A 21,529-nucleotide genomic window follows, 5' to 3' on the forward strand; every position below is an offset into this window, starting at 1 on the left:
CTTGCGATTGGATTGTATCAGCAAGGGAGATTACTCCCCTACGAACGCTTTTGCGGCTCCTTCGTCCGTCACCAATAGCGAGTGCGGCGCCCGTTTCATGTACGCGCGAATGGCTTTCGCCTTCGACGCCCCTCCGGCGACGGCGATGACATGCTCGACATGCGGGAGGTGTTCAAGTTGAATGCCGACTGTTTTCACTTTATGGACGACGTCGCCGTACTCGTTGAAATAGTAGCCGAACGCCTCGGCGACCGCATGGCGGGCGATGATGTTCTCCATCTCTACAGGCGGCGTCTTCCGCCGCTTGGCCATCGTCACCGCTTCACCGATGCCATGGACGACCATGCGGCATGATTGGATGAGCTCAAGCACTTCTTTCACCGCCGGCTCTTCGACAAGCGACGCGTACGCTTCATCGCTCAGCTGGTCAGGCACGTGCAGCAACCGATAGCGGCCCATCGCTTTTTCCGCCATTTTCGCACAAATCGTGTTCGCCTGATTCTCGACATCTTCGCCAAGGCCGCCGCGCGCCGGCACGAACAACACATCGCGAAGCTTCGAATCCGGCGTCATCATCTCCGCGACCGCCGCCATCGTCGTTCCGCCGGCCACGGCGACGATGTCCCCGGGCTCAAGCAGCTCCTTCATGCAGGCGACACACGCTCTACCCATTTCTTTTTTTACCCAAGGGGAACGGTCGCTATCCCCGGCAACGACAATCACCCGCGGAATGCCGAGCTGTTCCTGCAGCGCGGCTTCCAGCTCTTTGAGTCCGAGCGCTTCCCGCATCAAATCATTGAGCGTATGAAGGAGCGCCTGGCCTTCCTCCGTCAACCGCATGCCCGACACATCGGCGGAAAGCAAGTTTTGTCCTTTCAAAAATTCTGTTTCCGACCGGAGAACCCGCTCGCTCATGCCGAGGCTCGCCGCCAGCGCCCGCCGCCCGATCGGCGCCATAAGCGAAATAGAGTGCAAAATTTGATATCGTTTTTGCATAACGTCAAGCAAGTCAGGCAATAATTTTTTTTGTGCCTCCAATAACGGCTGCATGGATCCTTTCTCCTCGATTGAATATAGGGACATTTTATGTCCCGGTATGACATATTATGTCCCGCAGTGCCATAAAAAATTCCTCCCGCGCCATTTTCATTATAGCAGGAGGACGATAGCCGTTCAACTGTTTTGCGCCCGCCGCAACCGTTTTCTCACCGCTTCTTTTTCAATCGCTCCGTAGCCGATTTCTTCGCCATCCAATTCCACAACCGGGATCATCAGCTGATATTTTTCCAGCAGTTCATCATCTTTGTAAATATCAATTTCTTCCAGCGTAAACGAATAGTCCGCCAGCAGTTCCGTCAAAACGGCTTTCGCTTTGTCGCAGAGCGGGCAATTGGTTTTCGTATACAATCGGATATGCATTCATTTCTTCCTCTCTTTCTACAGCAGTTGCCGTTTCGATTGGCCGCCCGTTACGGCAGGCCGATATATTGCCTCCGCTTTGCCGAAGACGGGATGCGCAGCTGCTCGCGGTATTTGGCGACCGTGCGGCGCGAAATGGCGATGCCGTATCGATCGCGAAGCAAATCAGCAAGCTGTTGGTCAGACAGCGGCGCCCGCCGATCTTCCTCGGAAATAAGGGCCTCCATGATCGCTTTCACGCGGGCGGACGATGCCGCTTCATCTCCTGCGGCCGTCGCGGCGTTCGAAAAGAAGCGGCGCAGCTCCACGGTGCCAAACGGCGTTTGCACATATTTATGCCGGACCGCGCGGCTCACCGTCGATTCATGAACGCCGAGCTCCTCGGCCACCTCGCGCATCGTCATCGGCTTGAGCGCCGAAAGCCCAAACTCCAAACACGAGCGCTGGCGGTCGATGATGACGGCCGTCAAATGGAGCAGCGTCTGTTTCCGTTGCTCCAAACTTTTCGCGAGCCATGTAAACTGCCGATATTTTTCTTTGATAAACTGTTCGGCATGCCGGTCGCCGGATGCGGCGATGCGCCGCTCGTAATCCCGATTCCATCCGAGCTCCGGATGGATGTCATCATTATAGGCGGCCATCCAGTCTCCATCCGCCCCGCGGGTGACGATGACATCCGGCACGACCAAAGGCGGCGTTTCGCTCGAATAGTGAATGCCCGGCCGCGGCTCGAGTGTGCGAATGAGCTCGAAGACGCGCTGCAGTTCGCCAAGGCTGACGCCAAGCTGCTTGGCCAGCGTTTTCCACGACTTTTCCGCAAAAGGAACAAAATGATAACGGACGATCGTTTCCGCCAGCTCGTCGCGCTCAGGAAGACGTTCAAGCTGCAGCAAGAGGCATTCCGCCAAATCGCGGGCGCCGACTCCCGGCGGGTCGAGCGACTGCACAAGGCGCAGCCCCCGTTCCATCTCTTGTTCCGATGCGGAAAACCGCGCCGCCAGCTCGGCAAGCGGCACGCGCAAATAGCCATCCTCATCGAGCGAGGCAATGAGATAACGGACGATGCGCTCTTCCCGATCGGCCAGCTTCAACGCAGGCAGCTGAGAAAGCAAATGGCCAACAAGTGTCTCTGCGCGGGCGCCAATGTTCTCGAGCCATTGCTTTTGGTCTCTTTCTGTCCGGCTTGGCCGTTGCCGCACCCGGGTGCGGCGAATTTCCAAAAACGGGTTTTCCAGCGACTGTTCATATAAAAACGCTTCCAAATCCACTGCGGAATATTGCAACAGTTCAATCGCCTGCACCAGTTCCTTTGTCAGCGACAACTGCAGCCGCTGCTCTTGCCATAACTCCGCCCTCATCGTCACGCCTCCCTTTCTTTTATTGTACACAACGGGAGCGGGAGGGGGTAGGAGAAATTTTTGACGGCGGAAAGCGGCCTTGGCGACCGCCCGAACCGGCGCCTGTTCAGACGAAAAAACCCAATGCCCCGCCCGAGCCCTTGATTTGGGAACCCTCTCGAGGAAAGCGGCGCGTCCGCTGCTGATCTAAAAGAAAAACAGCCGCCTAGGCGGCTGTTTTTCCTCGGCAGGATTATAACCATATATCTCAAGTATTGATATTTCAAGGCTTGAGTGACTTGTTATTTTATATCGTGTAAAATTTGTGCAAAATTATCTCGAGTGCGTCAATTCATGCAAAAAGGTGCCGACCCAAAAGAGCGGTAATGCTCCTTTCTGGGGCAACATGGCAAAAGAGATCACCAGTAAAACCAAGGGTTTCAGAGGTGGCCTCTTTCACATACTTCAGTGAAATTTCATCAAAAAGGAGCTTTTGAGTCATCCCCTTTTCGTTGTTAATCTTCCTCATCTCTTTGTTAAAATCCATGACGAGTAGCGCTATACTTCTTCCAACTGAACTTGCTTAGAAATAATTTTTAACAACGGCTCTTTATAATCAAAGGTATATATACATCCAAATTAAAATTTTAACCTCTGGTTCACGCAGCACACCCGATGCGGCGTAATACCTCATCTGGGTGCTGTAAGACGTATTGTTCAAAACGAGTGATTGACTGGTCAATATCGTTTTGATCTTTATGCAAGACATTGGCGATGACTTCATCTTTCAGCCACTTCAAGCCATCATGCGTTGTCCGCACTGCTTCAAGACACTGGAGAAGATCAAAGAGCGTAAAGATTACCACATCTACAAGTGCAAAAACGATGATTGTTCGTTTTACCAAACGAGCCTTCGGCGCATGAACACCCACGAACGGAAACGATTTAAACAGAAACCCCATGCCTTTAAAGTTCGGTACCTTTACCGAGAATTTCTGTTTGACTTTCGTCCATTGGTACCGTCCTCTCCGAAAAAGCCAAAGGTGGATTTGTCCCGTTATCGGTGTCTTCTCACATCCTTGGGCTGATTTTGACGTATCACGTCAACTACGGGATGTCTTCTCGAAAAACAGCGGGCGTCATGAAGGACGTGCATGGGGTGTCGATTTCCCATCAGACCATCATTAACTATGCCAACCGTGTCACGCTGATCGTCAAGCCTTTCATCGATCATTTTCCTTACGAACTGTCTGGCTCCTTTTGTGGAGACGAGACGTATATTCGCGTCAAAGGACGTTGGCATTACTTGTTCTTTATGTTGGATGCCGTAAAAAAATCGTATGGTCTTATCGCGTTTCGCCCAATCGAGATACGCTGTCTGCGATTCGTGCCATGGATGACGTCCTAAAGAAGTTGCCTTCGATTCCAGAGGCGCTCTCTCTTGTCGTCGATGGAAACCCGATTTATTTATTAGCAAAAGGCAGCTCGTGATGACTTTTCATAGATTTTTTGACGCTACCCTTTAATATCCTGATTATTCAAATAATATTATAAGCGACCAAACCACCTCCGCCCATCGCTTTATCCTAAACAGGACAATGTCCGCTCATTTGAAGAGGAAAGAGAACAGCACCTAAAAGACCGGCGACTTCATGAAAAATCAGCCCGAAACGCACTTTTCTCAAGTTGAGAAACCTTTGAAAATCCGTTCTTCTCTTACAACAGAAAATACCGATGGAGCGAAAAATCATGGTTTTTCACCGACCTTCTAAGGATTCCTGAACTTTCCAAACCAAGATGGATTTCTCCTTGACGAAGAAACTAAGACATGTTTGAAAATAGCCAAGTGCAACGTTTGGCTGAGAAACCATGCTCATCTACGTAAAGTTTATTTTTTTTGAACCGCTTTAACTATACTACAATTATCTCCAACTTTCATTTTTTTGATTACTTTACCGTTTTTAACTAATCGCAGAGTTCCATTTCGAGGATTCGAAACTATGAATTCGTCAAATCGCTTGTTGTAGTCAAAATACGCTGGATTTTCTATTGCAAAAAAAGATTCACTCAAGTTATTTTTATCAATTATTGTAAAAAACTCCCCTTGCATATCTAAATCCGTATAATTATTAATGTATAATTTATTACCAATATTAATTATTTTTTGAGGAAAAGGTTTAGACAATTGTTTCTCAGAAATAATTTTGCCATTATTCAAGTCTACAACCATAAGCTTATTTGTATATCTTTCAGGATTTTTCACCCATCCCGGCCTTGGCCCGTAAGAAAAGCCTGTAAAAACACAGTACATTTTGTTATCTTCGATCACAAAATCACTTGGTGGTAATTCAATATTATCTTTAATGACAGGATGAAAGGAAAGGGATGCATCATGCATTTGTACCCTATATACGTTGCTATGCTCACTGGATTTACCACCAGAATTTATAGTAATGAAAATTTCATTTTTGTAATGTTTCATTGTACTGACCATTCCAGTGGTAAATGTCAAGTTTTCTACTTTCCCACTAGACATATTCACAACAAAAAAAGGCATGCCTTCTCTAAATATTTCAGATGAAGCCATGTAAACTTTTTGGTTTAGTACCGCATAAGACGACGGAACATGCGGCAACTTTAATTTCTTTTCCACATGACCACTCGAAAGATTGATGATAAGCATCGATGGTTGAGTTCCTGTATATGTACCATCATCTATTGCATAAACTCGATTTCCTTCTATAGAAAAGCTTTGAAATTTATTTTTATTTTCAATTTCTTTGACTATATTCAGCTTTTTATCAAGAAAAATTAATTTGCTATCTCCATCAGTAAGTGCAACAAAGGCTGGGGGAACCTTCAGTTTTGTATCGTTTCGGGAGACTATTTCTTCCCATTTCTCACACCCCACCATTAAAAACAAACAGATGCAATAAATGAAAATCATGATTTTCTTCATTATACAGCCCCTCGTAAATAAGTGTTCATCAAAATAGGACTACTTAAAAATTGAGAAAACCTCGTTCACTTGGAACAATGGGATCACACGATTGACTTGGATAAACTCATCCATCCTAAGGCTCCATCCTTTCCTGTTGAATGACGATGCGTTGGCTCATCGTCTCGACCGCCTGTATAAGGACAGCATTCACCACATCATTAGCGCTTGCTTGATTCATATTTCCCCAAAAGAGGCCTTTCTCCCCGAGTCTTCACGCCGATGCGACGAACAAGGCCCTTTACAGCGCGTATGAATCGGCCTCGCTAGAAGCTCTGAAGGTCCACACACGGTAACAACCGCCGTACGAGCATGAGCTGAGGCCGATTCGGTCAACATCCCGTGGAGCGTCCCCTTTACGTTGACGGAGAGAAACAGTGCCACGCACCGGGCTCGAGACCCCTCCTCCGCCTATGAAGGTCACCCGGTTATTTAGTGCAAAATTCTAATCAAATACCCCCGATTTGAGCAAAAAACTAGTTTTTCACTAACCTTCTAAAGATTATTTTACCATCAAGTATGGCGTATTAATCAGCAGAGTCATGAACCAGTTGCAAATATTTTAGTATCTCCGTCTTGATAAATATCGTCCGGATAAACGTATAGCCCGCCATCGTAATCCAAGTCACGATTCCCCATCTCATAATACGCTTTCCAAGCTAATTTACTACAATACCACGTGCTATCATCCGACTTGTAAGAACCTACAAATTTATATGGTTCTCCTAATTGGTTTCTAATGTAATTACGGGCAAGGGTTCTAAATTGCTGTTCTAAAGTATAGACATATAAACCGACCGCTTGGTCGTAGTTTCTAAATTTCCTTGCCGTGGAATAGTGGACATTACTTTGTCCATCACCAGGTTGGTTTTCTACATTCGCTTCAATGAATGCATATGAATCTAAACTACCAGTATAATAAGTACCGTCCCATACAGCGGCATGACGATAGTACCCCCATACTACTGAACCATCATGTACTACAATAATATCACCAGGTGCAAACGCCGCGAAAGATATGTTATTCGTACCTTTGGGTGAACCGAAAGAATCACCAGGCGCCCAGTCCGGTTTAGGGTCATCCTTGTCATAACCCTTTTTAACTCCCAATTCTGATTTTCTTACTAAATCATACTTATCAATATTCACACTTTGTTTAAGTTTTTCTTTTTGTTCTAACACTTCTTTAACTTCTCTGCTTTCATTGTTTACAACCTCTGAGTCTGCAAAAGCGTAGTTTACCAAATTAAATCCAGATAGTAGTGCTACAAACGATGAGGCCACCAAAAATTTCTGAAATTTACCTTTCAAGCAAATCCCTCCTCTACCACTGATGTGTAGATAAAAAATTTTGCAAAACTACGATTTTTTTCCTTAGTAACTTCGTGCAAATCCGATGGCTCTATTGTTTTTCACCAACTTTCGAATTCTTTTTTGCAACTCCATTCTAAAAAAAAAATAAAAAGAACAACAAAAATTATTCGCAAAAATCCGACCATTTTCTACAAATGATGACACTTGACTTTATCTTTGACGATCTCATTTTTATGGAGAGGCGCAGCTTTCGTGAATGCATCAAGACGTCTGGATCGCCGCGAGCCAGTGAATTCTTTTTTTCGTCCCTCTATCAAAACGACAGGCGTCCCCTCCGTTAGGGACGCCTGTCTCCGTTATTTTTTCAAATTGTAAAACGAGCGGATACCTTGGTAAATCGCCGTATGGCCGAGTTCATCCTCAATGCGGAGCAATTGGTTGTATTTCGCGACGCGGTCGGTGCGAGACGGTGCGCCCGTTTTGATTTGGCCAGCGTTGGTGGCGACGGCGATGTCGGCGATCGTGCTGTCTTCCGTTTCGCCGGAGCGGTGCGAGACGACGGTGTAGCCGGCGCGCTTCGCCATCTCAATGGCATCGAACGTTTCCGTCAGCGTGCCGATTTGGTTCACTTTGATCAAAATCGAGTTGCCGACGCCTTTTTCAATGCCTTCGGCCAGTTTTTTCGTGTTCGTCACGAACAAGTCGTCGCTTACGAGCTGCACTTTTTTTGCCGAGCCGCTCGGTCAGCAGTTTATGCCCTTCCCAGTCGTTTTCATCGAGCCCGTCTTCGATCGAGATGATCGGGTATTTCGAGACAAGCACGAAAAACGGCTGCCATCGCAGCCGTTTCCCATGTATAACGCCCTCGTTGAAATTAAACCCAATGCCTTCATTTTACTCACATTTCGCACCCTAACAAGGTCAAAACGAAGGATTTTTTATTTCATTTTTCAGAATAACTTTTTGACCAACACAACGAGCGATGGCAATCCCTTTTTTTACCATCGCTGGTCGTTCCGTATCACGTTACACGTAGATGCTCTCATCCATGCCCAATCCCTGCAGAATCCTTCGCTGATCAGGGGTAAGGGAGCGATCCAGTGAGCGTTGGATGCGCCCATCCGGCAGCTCCAGCAGGATGACGTTCACATATTGAAACAGCTGAAAAATCGCCTGTCCCGTTGGCCGTGTCAACTTGCGGCCTCCCGCGCCCTTTAACGGGTGTTCGGGTGTGATGAACTGGCGCACCCGGCGCTGAAAAACGCGGTAAATCGCTAGGGCCAACAGAAACAAATAGCCCAATACGGCGACCCGTTCTGGCTTTTTGACATAGATCTCATCCGTGAAAAAAGGGTCTTTCAAAAAAGCGAAGTTCATTTCCACCGAGATCTGCCCTTTATATAGCTTCAAGATCTCTTGGGCATCCATTTGTTGGCCCTTCCATTCCTTCGGAACGGTCGTGACGAGGACAAACCGGGACGCTTTCCATCTTGCCTGTTCCCATGCCGGTTGGTCGAATTCGACGTTTAGGCGAAGGGTGTACAGCGTCTCCGTCTCGGGCTCCGCCCCTTTTTTCGGCCGTCCGCGCCGTTTTTTCGGACGCACGATCTCTTCGACCGCGGCCTCCACTCGATGAAACCGAGGGCGAAGGGACGCCTTGAGGGACGTCAAGGCTTGTTCGGCGTCTTCGCGGCAGGAGAAGGGGTGGCGCTCCCAACGGACTTGTTCCTCGTGAAGAAGCTCCGCTTCTTTGACCCGCTCTTTTTCGAGCGTCTTTCCTTTGCGCTGGTCGAGGGCGCTCGATTCGACGACGATCAGCCGAACCGAGTGGCCTTCATAGGTCGAGGCCGTTTCCCATACCCGATACGTGGCGCCGTTTCTCTCCGCTAGGGTAAAGGGTTTGCTCCACGGGATGTGAGGCGAATCGGCCTCCGCGAGCGCCTGTTTCACGATCCGGAGCGATGAAGGGCCTCTGGTGATCAAAAAGGCACGGGCGGCTTTGGTCTGCGCCAAGGTGTCTTTTGTCATCGCGGCGGAATCGGCCACGTAAATCCATTCATCGTCGATCTTGGCTTGTTTGAACTGTTCGTGGATCCGCGACAGCACCTCAGGATTCTACGCCTTATCCGATCGATTGCCGTCGTGCACATCGCCGTAAAACGGGATGCCATCCTCGTTGCCGACCAGTCCAAAGCCGATCTGTTTTTGCCAACGATGATGGCGGTTGTAGCCATGTGTGATCTGCAGAGCCTCCAACGAGGCCGATTCATAGGCTCCGTAAACCGTCTTGTCCGTCGTATCGGCATGAAAGACTCGGAGGGAAAGGCCTTCTTTGCGATAAATATGAATCAAGCAGTGCTGATGACCTTGTGAATATCGGCCTCATACAAGCGGTCGAGATGACGAGCCAAGGCATCGTCGTTCAACCAGGAAGGTTGGAGACCAGGACGGATGAGTTTCTCTAAATCGATCTCCTGAGCCCATCGTTCTAAGTGAACCAGGGCTTGCCGGCCGTCAAATAGATTGTAAAGGATGGCCTGAACGGCATCGCTGACTCGTGTTTGGCACTGTGGATCGACGGGTACAAGATGGTCAATCAAGCGGGGGATGTCCAGCTTTTTGACTAGAACACTTATTATATTCAAATAATCATTACGATAGACCCCTTTGACTTTCACATTCATGAGAGAAAAACTCCTTTACATTCCTTGTGTGTCAAGGATTCATTCGACATCGGAACAAAAAATCCTCCCGATTTTCGTCGGAAGGGTGCGAAATGTGAGATATAAAAAAGGGAAATACAGCTTGGCGCACGAAAGAAACATTGAATTATCCGTCCGGCTGGTCGAAGAACACTTCGCAGGAGTGAAATTGAAAGACTTAACGCGCGATATGTATCAAAAATTTATTAATGAAATCAGCAAAAACCACTCAACAGCTACGGTTCAGAAAAGGCATACTTATATCAAGTCATGTCTCCGGGACGCGATCGAGGACGGGATCATTACTCGGGATCCGACGTATAAAGTGATTATCAAAGGGGAAGTGGAGACAAAATCGGAGGAATTAAAATACCTAAACTTTGATGAGGTTAAGAAATTGGTGGCTGAAATCAAGAAAGACATGAAACCAAGATATATTTCTCGATACATCATTTTATTTGCGATTGCCACCGGCGCACGATTCTCCGAAATTATGGGTCTGACATGGGATTGCGTTGATTTTAAAAACAAAACGGTCACTATCAATAAAACGTGGGACTTCAAGGATAAAAACGATTTTAGCGATACGAAGACGTTCGATTCTAAACGAACGATTACAATTGACGATGAGACGTTGAATATGCTCAAAGAACTCCGAAAACATCAAAACGAATTAGCTATGAAAACTGGATTGAGAAACACGAAAAATTTAGTGTTTATCAATTCAAAAATGGAAATTGTGACAAATAACGCGGTCAATAAAACGTTGCGAGCATTATGCAAAAAAATCGGGATTAAAACGATCACTTGTCACGGGCTCCGGCATACTCACGCATCCATGCTCTTGTATAAAGGAGTGAATATCAAATACGTTTCACGACGACTGGGTCATAAAGATATTGTAACCACTTTGCAGACTTATTCGCACGTTTTAGATGAAATGGAACAAAAAGAATCCCGGCAGGTCGATCTCGCGATGGCGGAACTGGATCGTACCAAATAGCCGTGCAAAATTCGTGCAAAATTTTTTCGGATTCTATCGTTTTTTTCGGGATTCCCAAAAAATGAAAAACGACCGCAAACGCGGTCGTATCAAGGAGTTTAGGAATTCCGATCCGAACAGGTCGGATACAAGTAGCGCCCTCGGCAGGATTCGAACCCACGCTAAGAGAACCGGAATCTCTCGTGCTATCCACTACACTACGAGGGCATGGAAGTTCATGATTTCTCTATTTCGTTCCGTCGCATGTTCTATTATAGCAGGATCGCGCAAAAATGCAAGAGGAAAAATGCCATCAAAAGCAGGAAAAATTGCACCTTTGTTCCTTCCCCCATCAACGGGGCAACAGGTTAAAAAAACGAAAAAGCGGTTATGATGAAAAAAGGGATGTTTGCCGCCAGCCGCGAATATGTTATAAAGAATGGGGAAGGTCGTTTTGTTTGACCTTCATTGACCATTCGTGTATGATTAAGGCGTACATATTGATCCATTAGGATGGAAAAGGAGGCGTTTTTGATGTATTTGATTCCGACTGTCATCGAACAGACGAACCGCGGGGAGCGGGCGTACGACATTTATTCGCGCTTATTGAAAGACCGAATCGTGTTCCTTGGCAGCCCGATCGACGACCAAGTGGCCAACTCGATCGTGTCGCAGCTGTTGTTTTTGGCGGCGGAAGACCCGGACAAAGATATTTCCTTGTACATCAACAGCCCGGGCGGCTCGATCACAGCTGGCCTGGCGATTTACGACACGATGCAGTTCATCAAACCGGACGTATCGACAATTTGCATCGGCATGGCCGCTTCCATGGGGGCGTTTTTGCTTGCCGCCGGTGCGAAAGGGAAACGGTTCGCCTTGCCAAACAGTGAAATCATGATCCACCAACCGCTCGGCGGCGCCCAAGGGCAAGCGACGGAAATCGAAATCGCAGCGAAGCGCATTTTGTTCTTGCGCGACAAATTGAACCGCATTTTATCGGAAAACACCGGCCAGCCGATCGAAGTGATCGAGCGCGATACGGACCGCGACAACTTTATGACCGCGCAAAAAGCGATGGAATACGGCATCATTGACCGCGTGCTGACGCGCGCTGATGAAAAATAAGGCATGCACACGTTGGTAGAACCGCTATAGAGCTGCGCCTGCACCGACATTGACGAAAAAAGGCTGCTTCCGACAAAAACGGAGCAGCCTTTTCCATTCCTTTCCCCGCCAGCCCCACACGCTGCTTTACTTTTCCTTTTGCACATAGGCGGCGAGCTTTTCGATCGCTTCTTGCTCATCCGGACCGTCGGCAATGAGCGTGATCACCGCTCCATGGCCGATGGCGAGGCTCATCAAGCCCATAATGCTTTTCGCGTTGACCCGTTTTCCGTCTTTTTCCAAAAACACATCAGCGGAAAAACGGTTCGCTTCTTGGACGAACAACGCCGCCGGGCGCGCCTGCAGCCCGGTTTTTAATTTCACTTCCACTTGTTTTTCCACCATTCTCCATCTCCCCTTTACAGCGATTTATGGAAATCGACCGGCTTTCCAGCCCGCAGCCGCTCCGCGATCTCATCAATTTTGCGCAGCCGGTGGTTGATGCCGGATTTGCTGATTTTTCCACCGGCAACCATCTCGCCGAGCTCTTTCAGCGTCACGTCTTGATGCTCGATGCGAAGTTTCGCGATTTCCCGCAGCTTGGCCGGCAGTGAATCAAGGCCGATCGTCTCGTCGATGTAGCGGATGTTCTCCACCTGGCGAAGCGCAGCGCCGATCGTTTTGTTCAAATTGGCGGTTTCGCAATTGACAAGCCGGTTGACCGAGTTGCGCATATCGCGGACGATGCGAATGTCCTCAAAGCGGAGCAGCGCTTGATGGGCGCCGATGATGTTCAAAAACTCGGCGATTTTTTCCGCCTCTTTTAAATACGTAATAAACCCCTTTTTCCGTTCCAACGTTTTCGCATTTAAAAAAAAGTGGCTGTTCATCAATTCGCATAACGCCCGGTTATGCTCCTCATACAGCGAAAAAATCTCCAAATGGTAGGACGACGTCTCCGGGTTGTTGACCGAACCGCCGGCCAAAAACGCGCCGCGCAAATACGAGCGCTTGCAGCATTTTTTCTTGACGAGCTCCGGGGAAATGTCATGGATGAGCGAAAAATCGCCGTTGACAATGTGAAGTTCACGAAGCAAAGAAGCCGCACCGTCGGTCACGCGGACGATGTAGACGTTGTTTTTTTTCAAGCGCATTTTCTTGCGGACAAACAGCTCGACGGCGACATCGTAGCCCTTTTTCAATAACGTATAAATGCGCCGAGCGATCGCCGCATTTTCCGTCTGGACATCGATGGCCATTCGCCCGCCGGAAAACGACAGTGAACCGTTCATGCGCAAAAGCGCCGACAGCTCCGCGCGCAAGCAGCAAGGCTTCACCTCTAAATGGGTCAATTCCTTTTTCGTTTCCGATGCAAAAGACACGATCGCTCCACCTCCATTCGTTCCCCGCATCCGGCCGGTTGGAGGTGCCTGACTTTCGGCGCGGCCATCGGGAGCATCACCGCCCATAATGGCGCTTTGCGGCCTACTCGGGTCCCGCCTTTAACGGTGAGGGAGAAGCCCGAGAAGAAGGGCGGCGACTTTCGCCGTATTATGGCGAATGACCCCATCCTCGTACGTGACAATATCGTCGCGGATGACTTGCAACGAAAGCCCGCTGCTGTCGTCACGCACCGGCTCGGCCCGCTCCGCCTCGTAGCGGCGGCGGATCGCTTCCGGGATCGCTCCGCTGTTGATGATCACCGCGTCCAAAAACGGGCCGCCAAGATGAGCATGAAGCGCCTCCACATGGTCGCTCACCGTATAGTGCGGCGTCTCGCCGGCCTGAGTCATAATGTTGCATATATATACTTTTTTCGCCTTCGCCTTGCATACTTCCTGCCCGATTTTCGGCACGAGCAAATTCGGCAAGATGCTTGTGTATAGGCTGCCCGGCCCGATGACAATCAAATCGGCGCGGCGGATGGCATCAACCGTCTCCGGCAGCGGCTCAATGTCTTCCGGCGTTAAAAACACCCTCTTAATTTTTTTTCCCGCACTCGGGATTTTTGACTCGCCAGAGATGATGGAACCGTCTTCCATCTCCGCGTGCAAAACGACGCTTTTGTTCGCCGCCGGCAGCACCTGGCCGCGCACGTTCAACACTTTGCTCATCTCACGGATCGCTTTCACAAAGTCGCCGGTGATCGATGTGAGCGCCGCCAAAATCAAATTGCCGAGCGAATGGCCGGATAAGCCGTTGCCGTTTTGAAAACGGTGCTGGAACAGCTCGACAATGAGCGGTTCGACGTCAGACAGCGCGGCCAATACGTTGCGGACATCCCCGGGCGGCGGAATGTGCAGCTCATCGCGCAGCCGCCCGGAACTCCCTCCATCATCGGCGACGGTGACAATGGCGGTCAAATCCAATTCATGCTGCTTCAGCCCCCTCAGCAGGACGGGAAGCCCGGTGCCGCCGCCGATGACGACCAGTTTCGCTGCTCGTTCGTTTCTCATCGGTGTATGTCCTTTCTCCTCTCCATGTCCCGGTGCGAGACAACCGTTTTATAATCATCTGAAAAATGGCGGGCGATATATTCTGCGAGCGCCACCGAACGGTGCTGCCCGCCCGTGCAGCCGATGGCGATCACCAGCTGGCTTTTTCCTTCGCGCTGGTAATACGGCAGCATAAACGACAACAAGTCAATGAGCTTTTCCAAAAACTTTTGCGTTTCCCCCCACTTGAGCACGTAGGACGATACGTCGTCATCCAACCCGGTTTTCGGACGCATATGTTCAATGTAATGCGGGTTCGGCAAAAAGCGGACGTCAAACACCAAATCTGCATCAATTGGAATGCCGTACTTAAACCCAAACGACATGACGTTGATAGTAAACCCGGATTGAGCGTGCGATGAGAACTGGCGGATGATTTTCTCCCGCAGCTCGCGCGGCTTGAGCCCCGTCGTATCGTAAATGATCTGCGCCCGCCCTTTCAGTTCTTCGAGCAGCTTCCGCTCCAAACGGATTCCTTCAAGCGGGGGCTCGTTCGGCGCAAGCGGATGCGTCCGCCGCGTTTCTTTGTAGCGGGCCACCAACGTCGAATCTTGGGCGTCCAAGAACAACACCTGTGGGATGACCCACGCTTGCTCAGCCAGCTCATCGAGCGCGGCGAACAAATGATCGAAAAAGTCGCGGCTGCGCAAATCCATGACAAGGGCGACTTTGTTCATTTTATTCCCGGATTCTTTGACGAGCTCCAAAAATTTCGGCAGTAGCGTCGGCGGCAAGTTGTCAATACAAAAAAAGCCGAGGTCTTCGAAGCTTTGAATCGCCACCGTCTTTCCCGCGCCGGACATACCGGTGATGATGACGAGCTGAATCGGCTGCAGCGCCCCGTTTTGTCCCATCTCCGCCCCTCCTCTCCATCAGCTCGGATCGAGCCGATATGAAAGCAGCTCGAATTCCTCTGTATAGACAAACACCCCGTACATGACCCCTTTGCCTTTCAAGGCGTAATCCAAAATATGATAGTCTCCAGGGGCCATCGGCAGCGTCGAAAGCGTCTCCACCTGATGCCAAGCAAGCGTCCCTTCTTCGGAAGACGGCACGTTTTCACCAATGAAGTCGTCGGCGAAAAACGTAAACATCATCCACTCCGACACCGTTTCATTCCCATTTTTCATCACGATCGTAAAGACGCCTTTCAGCTCTGGATTTTTCAAATAAATGCCCGTCTCTTCCCGGTATTCACGAATGCATGCTTCACGCACCGTCTCGCCGGGCTCCATTTTCCCGCCCGGAGCGACCCACCAGCCGCGCCTCGGCTTTTGCAAAAGCAGCACTTGGCCGTCTTTATATAATACGCAGTTTGTCACCCGTTGCAATTCGTTCACCCCAACCATCCGCAAACACGCACATAATCATCTTTATTTTACCATAAATAGTTAGGCCGCTCCACCTTCAAACCGCTGGAAACCGTCCGCTTCCCGTCTGCAAAAACCTCGGGGGCCCAACATTCCGCTTCCAGCCGAAAGACGCCATCCCCCGCCGTTTCGAGCGGGGCGGCAGGATGCAAGCGCGCAGGCAAAGAAAAAAGAGACGCGGACAAACGCCCGCGCCAAAAAGGATCTATATAAAAGGGGGTCAATTACTTACTTATAGCATACGACAAATGTGTTGCGCCCGTGTTACATCTGGGTTAAATAACCATTACGATTTGATTGCGATTTGGTTACCGGATCAGCTGACCCCTTGCTTATTGAGCTTTTCTTTCAGTTCCTCAACGTAATGCTGGGCGCTTTGCGCGGCGATGCTGCCGTCGCCGGTAGCCGTCACGATTTGCCGGAGCGTTTTTTCCCGCACATCACCGGCGGCGAAAATGCCCGGCACTTTCGTCTCCATCTTTTCGTTCGTGACGATATAGCCGTTTTCATTCGTGATGCCAAGATTGGCAAACGGCTTCGAGAGCGGCACCATCCCGATGTAAATGAAAACGCCGTCGCACGGAAATTCGCGTTCCTCGCCTGTTTGCGTATGCACAAGCGTCACGCTGCCGACTTTTCCGTCCTTTTCGTTGATTTGTTTCACCGTATGGTTCCAGATGAAATCAATTTTTTCATTGGCGAACGCCCGGTCTTGCAAAATTTTTTGCGCCCGCAGCTTGTCGCGGCGGTGAACGATCGTCACTTTATTGGCAAACCGCGTCAAATAAACGCCCTCTTCGACCGCCGAGTCGCCCCCACCCACGACGACCAAATCTTTTCCTTTGAAAAACGCCCCGTCGCACACCGCACAGTACGAAACGCCGCGGCCGCCGAGCTCCGCTTCACCCGGTACACCGAGTTTTTTATATTCCGCTCCGGTGGCGATGATGACCGCGCGGGCCTTGTACTCTTTATCGCCGACGATGACCGTTTTGTACGCCTCGCCGTCGATGATTTCTTTCACATCGCCGTATGCGTACTCCGCGCCGAATTTTTTCGCATGCTCAAACATTTTCGCCGCCAATTCCGGGCCTAAAATCGTTTCAAAGCCGGGATAGTTCTCGACTTCCTCAGTGTTGACCATCTGCCCGCCCGGAACGCCGCGCTCGATCATCAGCGTCGACAAATTGGCGCGCGATGTATAGACAGCCGCCGTCAGCCCAGCCGGCCCGGCTCCGGCAATAATGACATCGTAAATTTTTTCGTCTGCCACACCGTCCACTCCCTCGCTTGAGAATCATTCCATTTTCATCGTATAGAAGTCGATTCGCCCTGTCTATTGATTTGCTCATGTATAGAGCCGGCGCGCTTTTTGCACGTATTTTTGCACCGTCGACGCCGACACGCCGTATTTGGCCGCCATCTCTCTTTGCGTCACACGCTCTCCTTGCTGTCGGCGCCACATGTATTCGATCGCCGCCGCCCACGCGGCTCCGTTCGCAAATGGCTCGCGATCAGCCGACGGATGGACGGCCATCGCGAAGGCGAAGCGGCAGAGCGCTTCCTTTTCCTCATTATGCGCCGAAAGCGCATCGACCATGCGGCCGATGTTCGCCACCCAAGCGGACGGGCCGTCGGTTAAGCCGAACAAAAAGCAGTCGATAAACGGGCGCAGACGGGGATCGGACGGCAAGAGGCGGCATACCGCAAGCGACATCGATGGCTCTTTCGCCTGCGGCGAGCGGCTGAACAAGTACAATCCGTACAGACGGTCGGCCAGCTCGTCGCCCTCCAGCCAAGCCATCAAGCGGATAAGCGCCTCATCCACCGGCGCTGAAACGGCCCACGGCTCCTCACCCCGTTTTTCGGGATGGAGGGTGGCAAGCACCTCCCACATTTGCCGAGCGAGCGGCTCATGGCCAGTATAGTAGGCAGCGCAAGCGAGCCAATAATAAAATGGCCCATCACCGCCAAAGCCTTGTTTATACAAACGGTGCAGCCAACGGAACGCCAAATCGAACCGCCCAACAAGCGCGAATGTCGCCCCGAGCTTGTATTGATGCTCGCGAAAAAACGGATACAAACCGGCCAGCGTCTCGCAAAGCGCGGCCGCCTGTTCTTCCTCACGCAAGTAATAGGCGAAGACAAGCGCGTTGCAAAGCGCATGCAAATTGCCGGGATCGCGTTTGAGCACTTCACGCACTTTCTGTTTCGCTTTGTCGACATCGCCGCTGTAAAAATAAGCAAGCGCCAAATTGTTATGCGCCGACCAAACGTCCGGATAGCGCACGACGAGCGCTTCAAGCGCTTCAATCGCTTCCGCAAACCGCTCCTCCTCAAGCAAACGGCGGGCCCGATCCTCCAGCACCATCAGCTGCTCCTCTTCTTCCGTCCATTCCGAGCCATCGAGCCGAAGCAGCTCAAGCAAGTCAGCAGCATCGTCGGCAAACTCTCCGGCCGGCTCATGCGCCAAATAACGTTCCGCGTATTGCCTTGCTTCACGAAACAAGCCGAGGCAGGCGAAATTGTTCGCCAAAAAATACAAACAGTCGTACATCGTTTCGTCCAAATCATGGATAATTTTGAACAGCCATTGATTGGAAAATTGATATTCACCAAGCTCCGACAGCACAAGGGCAAGCTGCAAGGCGAATGAGGCGTCGCGCTCATCCAAACGGACGGCGCGCTCAAAATATTTCCTCGCCTTTTCCAAATCGCCTCGGTCGTATGCTTTCATTCCTTTTTTAAAAAAGTAATCTCCGCTTTGGATGAACGGTACAATCGTCGCTTTTCGTGATGATCGCTTCAGTTGTTTTCCCATTCTGTCCTCCGTCGTCCGTAAAATTCGTCGAACAACAGTATACCATATCGGCGGCGAAAACAAGCAAGAAACTTTAGGAATGCGGTTTTTCCGTGCAAAAAAGGAACGCCGGCGCGATGGCAGACGTTCCTTTTTCTCACCTAACCATCTTGTTATTTTTTGTCGCCCGCTTCCACCTTTTGCGCGTGCCGCTCGGCAAGCGTCGCAAGCACCGCGTCAAGCGGCAGCTTTTGTTCGCGCAACAGCACAAGCAAATGGTACAACAAGTCGGCCGCTTCCCATTTCAATTCGTCATGGCTCCGGTTTTTCGCCGCGATGATGACTTCCGCCGCTTCTTCGCCGACTTTCTTCAAAATTTTATCGACGCCTTTTTCAAACAAGTACGTCGTGTACGACCCTTCCGGCCGTTCGGCGTCGCGCTGGGCGATGATCTGTTCCAACTCGTTCAAAATGGCAAACCGGTCGGCCGCCGGCGTGCGCGCCGCGCCGTCCAGCGAGCGGGAAAAACAGGAATACGACCCGGTATGGCAAGCCGGGCCGGCCGGCTCGACGAGAACGAGCAGGGCGTCGGCGTCGCAGTCGTAGCGGATGTCGACAACGCGCTGCACGTTTCCAGATGTCGCCCCTTTATGCCATAGTTCTTGGCGCGAGCGGCTGTAAAACCATGTTTCTCCGGTCTCCAGCGTTTTTTTAAGCGACTCTTTGTTCATATAGGCAAGCGTGAGCACTTCCTTGCTTTGCGCATCTTGGACGATGGCAGGTACAAGCCCTTTTTCATCAAAGCGAATGTCCGCCGTCATCGCACGTTCACCCCTTTTTCTTTCAAGTACGCTTTCACTTGTCCGACTGACGTTTCTTTGTAATGGAAAATCGATGCCGCGAGCGCCGCGTCTGCTTTCCCTTTTTCGAACGCTTCGAGGAAATGCTCCGCCTTGCCGGCGCCGCCCGAGGCGATGACCGGAATCGGGACCGCTTCGCTCACCCGCCGCGTCAACTCAATATCAAAACCGTTTTTGCCGCCGTCCGCGTCCATGCTCGTCAGCAAAATCTCCCCGGCGCCAAGACGGACCGCTTCCTGCGCCCAAGCGACGACTTCCCAGTTCGTGGCGTTGCGGCCGCCGTGCGTATAGACGCGCCATGAACCAAGCGTTTCATCGTATTTCGCGTCAATGGCGACGACGATGCATTGCGAGCCGAAAAAGTCCGCCCCTTCGGTGATCAAGGTCGGATGGAGCACCGCGGCGGTGTTGAGCGACACTTTGTCGGCCCCGGCGCGAAGCATCCGCTTCATATCCTCAAGCGAGTGGATGCCGCCGCCGACCGTAAACGGAATCGCTAGCTGGGCGGCGACGCGCTCGACGACATCGACCATCGTTTTCCGCCCTTCATGGGAAGCGGAAATGTCCAAAAACACGAGCTCGTCCGCCCCTTGCTCATCGTACGCCTTCGCGAGCTCCACCGGATCGCCGGCATCGCGCAGCTGGACAAATTGTACTCCTTTGACGACGCGCCCGTCTTTCACATCGAGGCACGGGATGATGCGCTTCGTGATCATCGCTCGTTCACCGCCTTGAGCGCTTCCGCGAGCGTAAACTGATTCGTATAAAGCGCCTTGCCGACGATCGCGCCGCCGATGCCTTGTCCAGCATATTGGCAGAGCGCGCGCAAATCGTCAAGCGAGCTGACGCCGCCAGAAGCGATCACTTCTTTTCCCGTCGCCTCGGCCAACCGGACCGCGGCGGCGATGTTCGGGCCCGACAGCGTGCCATCGGTCGCAATATCGGTGAAAATAAACGTCTCCGCCCCCGCCTCAGCGAGCATCCGCCCGAGCTCTTCCGCCTTGACGTTCGACGTCGCAAGCCACCCTTCCGTCGCCACGAAGCCGTCGCGGGCGTCAATGCCAATCACGATGCGGCGGCCGTATTTTTGGAGCATCTTTTTCACAAACGGCGGGTCGGAAATGGCCGCACTTCCTAAAATGACGCGGGCGACCCCATTTTCTAAATAATGCACGATATCCTCTTCCGTCCGGATGCCGCCGCCCACTTGCACATGGACGGAAAGACGACGGGCCGCTTCAATGACAAACCGGTCGTTGACGCGGCGCCCTTCTTTCGCTCCGTCCAAATCGACCATATGAATCCACTCCGCCCCTTGAGCGGCGAATTGCTCGGCCATCGCGACCGGCGAATCGCCGTACACCGTTTCTTTGTTGTAATCGCCTTGCAGCAGGCGGACGCACTTGCCGCCGCGCATATCGATCGCCGGATAAATCGTAAACGCCGCCATCAGCCGTTCCCCCTTCCCGTGGCGATGCCGACATAATTGTTCAAGATGCTCATGCCGACCGCACCGCTTTTTTCCGGATGAAACTGTGTGCCAAACACACAGCCGCGCCCGACGACCGCCGGAACATCAACGTCATATTCACTGCTCGCGAGCACGACGTCCTCATCCCCTGGAATGACATAATACGAATGGACAAAATAGACATGCCCTTCCTCGACGCCACGAAGGAGCGGCGACGGACGATGAAAGCGGAGCCGGTTCCAGCCCATGTGCGGCACTTTGTATGGCTCGCCGGTTTTCGTGACGCCCGGAAAGCGGACGACGCGGCCGCGAAGCAAGCCAAGCCCTTTTGTCGGCCCGTTTTCTTCGCTTTCGTCAAACAACAGCTGCATCCCTAAACAAATGCCGAGCAGCGGCGTGCCGTTTTCAACCGCCGAACGGATGAAAGCAGCTAGGCCTGTCTCATTTAAAATGTGCATCGCATCGCGAAACGAGCCGACACCGGGCAAAATCAGCCCGCGCGCCTGCTCGAGCTCCTCTTTGTCGCCGCTTAGGACATACGGACAGCCGAGCCGCTCGAGCGCTTTGCTGACGCTGTATAAGTTGCCCATGCCATAGTCGATGATCCCGATCATCGTCATCCCATTCCTTTCTTCCCTGATCCATGCCCATCCCCTTGTTCAATGAACAACGGTATG

At 51.2% G+C, this 21,529-nt stretch carries 18 protein-coding genes, 1 tRNA gene and 4 pseudogenes; 3 read left to right on the forward strand and 20 right to left on the reverse strand.

All coding sequences use genetic code 11. The annotated features are described in order from the left end of the window. Positions 1 to 30: 30 nt before the first annotated feature. The 4 genes from DI44_RS01740 to DI44_RS19515 form a co-directional block, all read right to left on the reverse strand. Positions 31 to 1,050 carry a sugar-binding transcriptional regulator gene (locus DI44_RS01740; RefSeq protein ID WP_011232529.1) on the reverse strand — a complete coding sequence of 340 codons (1,020 nt, stop codon included), beginning with the start codon at positions 1,048 to 1,050 and terminating at the stop codon, positions 31 to 33. A gap of 123 nt (positions 1,051 to 1,173) precedes the next feature. Next, positions 1,174 to 1,419, reverse strand: coding sequence for a glutaredoxin family protein (locus DI44_RS01735; RefSeq protein ID WP_011232530.1), 246 nt, complete (start codon positions 1,417 to 1,419; stop codon positions 1,174 to 1,176). 50 nt (positions 1,420 to 1,469) lie between these two features. Beyond that, on the reverse strand, positions 1,470 to 2,777 hold the full coding sequence (gene rpoN, locus DI44_RS01730; RefSeq protein ID WP_033026234.1) for an RNA polymerase factor sigma-54: 1,308 nt from the start codon (positions 2,775 to 2,777) through the stop codon (positions 1,470 to 1,472). Positions 2,778 to 3,415: 638 nt separating this feature from the next. Then, the gene (locus tag DI44_RS19515; protein WP_223813765.1) at positions 3,416 to 3,661 is read right to left on the reverse strand and encodes a hypothetical protein; all 246 of its coding nucleotides are present in this window, start codon (positions 3,659 to 3,661) and stop codon (positions 3,416 to 3,418) included. On the opposite strand from DI44_RS19515, the pseudogene DI44_RS0117345 reads away from it, so the two are divergent. Continuing rightward, positions 3,554 to 4,235, forward strand: a pseudogene (locus tag DI44_RS0117345) (DDE-type integrase/transposase/recombinase); the annotation flags it as partial. The gene DI44_RS19515 and the pseudogene DI44_RS0117345 overlap by 108 nt on opposite strands. Before the next feature lie 409 nt (positions 4,236 to 4,644). Here DI44_RS0117345 and DI44_RS01720 read toward each other — a convergent pair. The 4 genes and pseudogenes from DI44_RS01720 to DI44_RS19520 all read right to left on the reverse strand — a co-directional run bounded on the left by DI44_RS01720 (position 4,645) and on the right by DI44_RS19520 (position 9,752). After that, positions 4,645 to 5,715 (reverse strand): hypothetical protein, encoded by a 1,071-nt coding sequence (locus DI44_RS01720; protein ID WP_033026238.1) that lies wholly within the window; start codon positions 5,713 to 5,715, stop codon positions 4,645 to 4,647. Positions 5,716 to 6,294: 579 nt separating this feature from the next. Beyond that, positions 6,295 to 7,065, reverse strand: coding sequence for a YiiX/YebB-like N1pC/P60 family cysteine hydrolase (locus DI44_RS01715; protein WP_033026240.1), 771 nt, complete (start codon positions 7,063 to 7,065; stop codon positions 6,295 to 6,297). A gap of 359 nt (positions 7,066 to 7,424) precedes the next feature. After that, a pseudogene (eno, locus tag DI44_RS0117350) lies at positions 7,425 to 7,887 on the reverse strand (phosphopyruvate hydratase); the annotation flags it as partial. A gap of 207 nt (positions 7,888 to 8,094) precedes the next feature. Beyond that, positions 8,095 to 9,752, reverse strand: a pseudogene (locus DI44_RS19520) (IS1634 family transposase). A gap of 100 nt (positions 9,753 to 9,852) precedes the next feature. On the opposite strand from DI44_RS19520, the pseudogene DI44_RS01710 reads away from it, so the two are divergent. After that, a pseudogene (locus tag DI44_RS01710) lies at positions 9,853 to 10,773 on the forward strand (tyrosine-type recombinase/integrase); the annotation flags it as partial. Between the two features lie 135 nt (positions 10,774 to 10,908). Here the strand turns inward: DI44_RS01710 and DI44_RS01705 are convergent. Continuing rightward, a tRNA-Arg gene (locus DI44_RS01705) sits at positions 10,909 to 10,980 on the reverse strand. A 306-nt stretch (positions 10,981 to 11,286) separates the two neighbouring features. Here DI44_RS01705 and clpP point away from each other — a divergent pair. Next, entirely contained in the window at positions 11,287 to 11,877 is a 591-nt protein-coding gene (gene clpP, locus DI44_RS01700) for an ATP-dependent Clp endopeptidase proteolytic subunit ClpP (RefSeq protein WP_011232532.1), read from the forward strand. A 126-nt stretch (positions 11,878 to 12,003) separates the two neighbouring features. Here the strand turns inward: clpP and DI44_RS01695 are convergent, their stop codons facing one another. The 11 genes from DI44_RS01695 to hisH form a co-directional block, all read right to left on the reverse strand. After that, the gene (locus DI44_RS01695) at positions 12,004 to 12,261 is read right to left on the reverse strand and encodes an HPr family phosphocarrier protein (protein ID WP_011232533.1); all 258 of its coding nucleotides are present in this window, start codon (positions 12,259 to 12,261) and stop codon (positions 12,004 to 12,006) included. 14 nt (positions 12,262 to 12,275) lie between these two features. After that, on the reverse strand, positions 12,276 to 13,238 hold the full coding sequence (gene whiA, locus DI44_RS01690) for a DNA-binding protein WhiA (protein ID WP_011232534.1): 963 nt from the start codon (positions 13,236 to 13,238) through the stop codon (positions 12,276 to 12,278). Positions 13,239 to 13,358: 120 nt separating this feature from the next. Continuing rightward, positions 13,359 to 14,312 carry a uridine diphosphate-N-acetylglucosamine-binding protein YvcK gene (locus DI44_RS01685; RefSeq protein ID WP_011232535.1) on the reverse strand — a complete coding sequence of 318 codons (954 nt, stop codon included), beginning with the start codon at positions 14,310 to 14,312 and terminating at the stop codon, positions 13,359 to 13,361. Further along, a complete protein-coding gene (rapZ, locus tag DI44_RS01680) occupies positions 14,309 to 15,205 on the reverse strand; it encodes an RNase adapter RapZ (RefSeq protein ID WP_011232536.1) in 897 nt (298 codons plus the stop codon). Before rapZ ends, DI44_RS01685 begins: the two co-directional genes overlap by 4 nt. Positions 15,206 to 15,223: 18 nt before the next feature. Then, entirely contained in the window at positions 15,224 to 15,700 is a 477-nt protein-coding gene (locus DI44_RS01675; RefSeq protein WP_014196721.1) for an 8-oxo-dGTP diphosphatase, read from the reverse strand. Between the two features lie 337 nt (positions 15,701 to 16,037). Beyond that, complete coding sequence (gene trxB / locus DI44_RS01670; RefSeq protein ID WP_011232538.1) at positions 16,038 to 16,994, reverse strand: thioredoxin-disulfide reductase; 957 nt, start codon at positions 16,992 to 16,994, stop codon at positions 16,038 to 16,040. Between the two features lie 75 nt (positions 16,995 to 17,069). Continuing rightward, complete coding sequence (locus DI44_RS01665; protein ID WP_033026247.1) at positions 17,070 to 18,542, reverse strand: tetratricopeptide repeat protein; 1,473 nt, start codon at positions 18,540 to 18,542, stop codon at positions 17,070 to 17,072. Positions 18,543 to 18,694: 152 nt separating this feature from the next. After that, on the reverse strand, positions 18,695 to 19,342 hold the full coding sequence (gene hisIE, locus DI44_RS01660) for a bifunctional phosphoribosyl-AMP cyclohydrolase/phosphoribosyl-ATP diphosphatase HisIE (RefSeq protein ID WP_021321640.1): 648 nt from the start codon (positions 19,340 to 19,342) through the stop codon (positions 18,695 to 18,697). After that, positions 19,339 to 20,097, reverse strand: coding sequence for an imidazole glycerol phosphate synthase subunit HisF (gene hisF, locus DI44_RS01655; protein ID WP_014196727.1), 759 nt, complete (start codon positions 20,095 to 20,097; stop codon positions 19,339 to 19,341). Before hisF ends, hisIE begins: the two co-directional genes overlap by 4 nt. After that, a complete protein-coding gene (hisA, locus tag DI44_RS01650) occupies positions 20,094 to 20,831 on the reverse strand; it encodes a 1-(5-phosphoribosyl)-5-[(5-phosphoribosylamino)methylideneamino]imidazole-4-carboxamide isomerase (protein WP_014196728.1) in 738 nt (245 codons plus the stop codon). The genes hisF and hisA overlap by 4 nt, the downstream gene beginning before the upstream one ends. After that, positions 20,831 to 21,472, reverse strand: coding sequence for an imidazole glycerol phosphate synthase subunit HisH (gene hisH / locus DI44_RS01645; RefSeq protein WP_014196729.1), 642 nt, complete (start codon positions 21,470 to 21,472; stop codon positions 20,831 to 20,833). The genes hisA and hisH overlap by 1 nt, the downstream gene beginning before the upstream one ends. Positions 21,473 to 21,529: the final 57 nt, after the last annotated feature.

It is taken from the genome of Geobacillus sp. CAMR5420, assembly GCF_000691465.1.
Classification (GTDB): domain Bacteria; phylum Bacillota; class Bacilli; order Bacillales; family Anoxybacillaceae; genus Geobacillus; species Geobacillus thermoleovorans.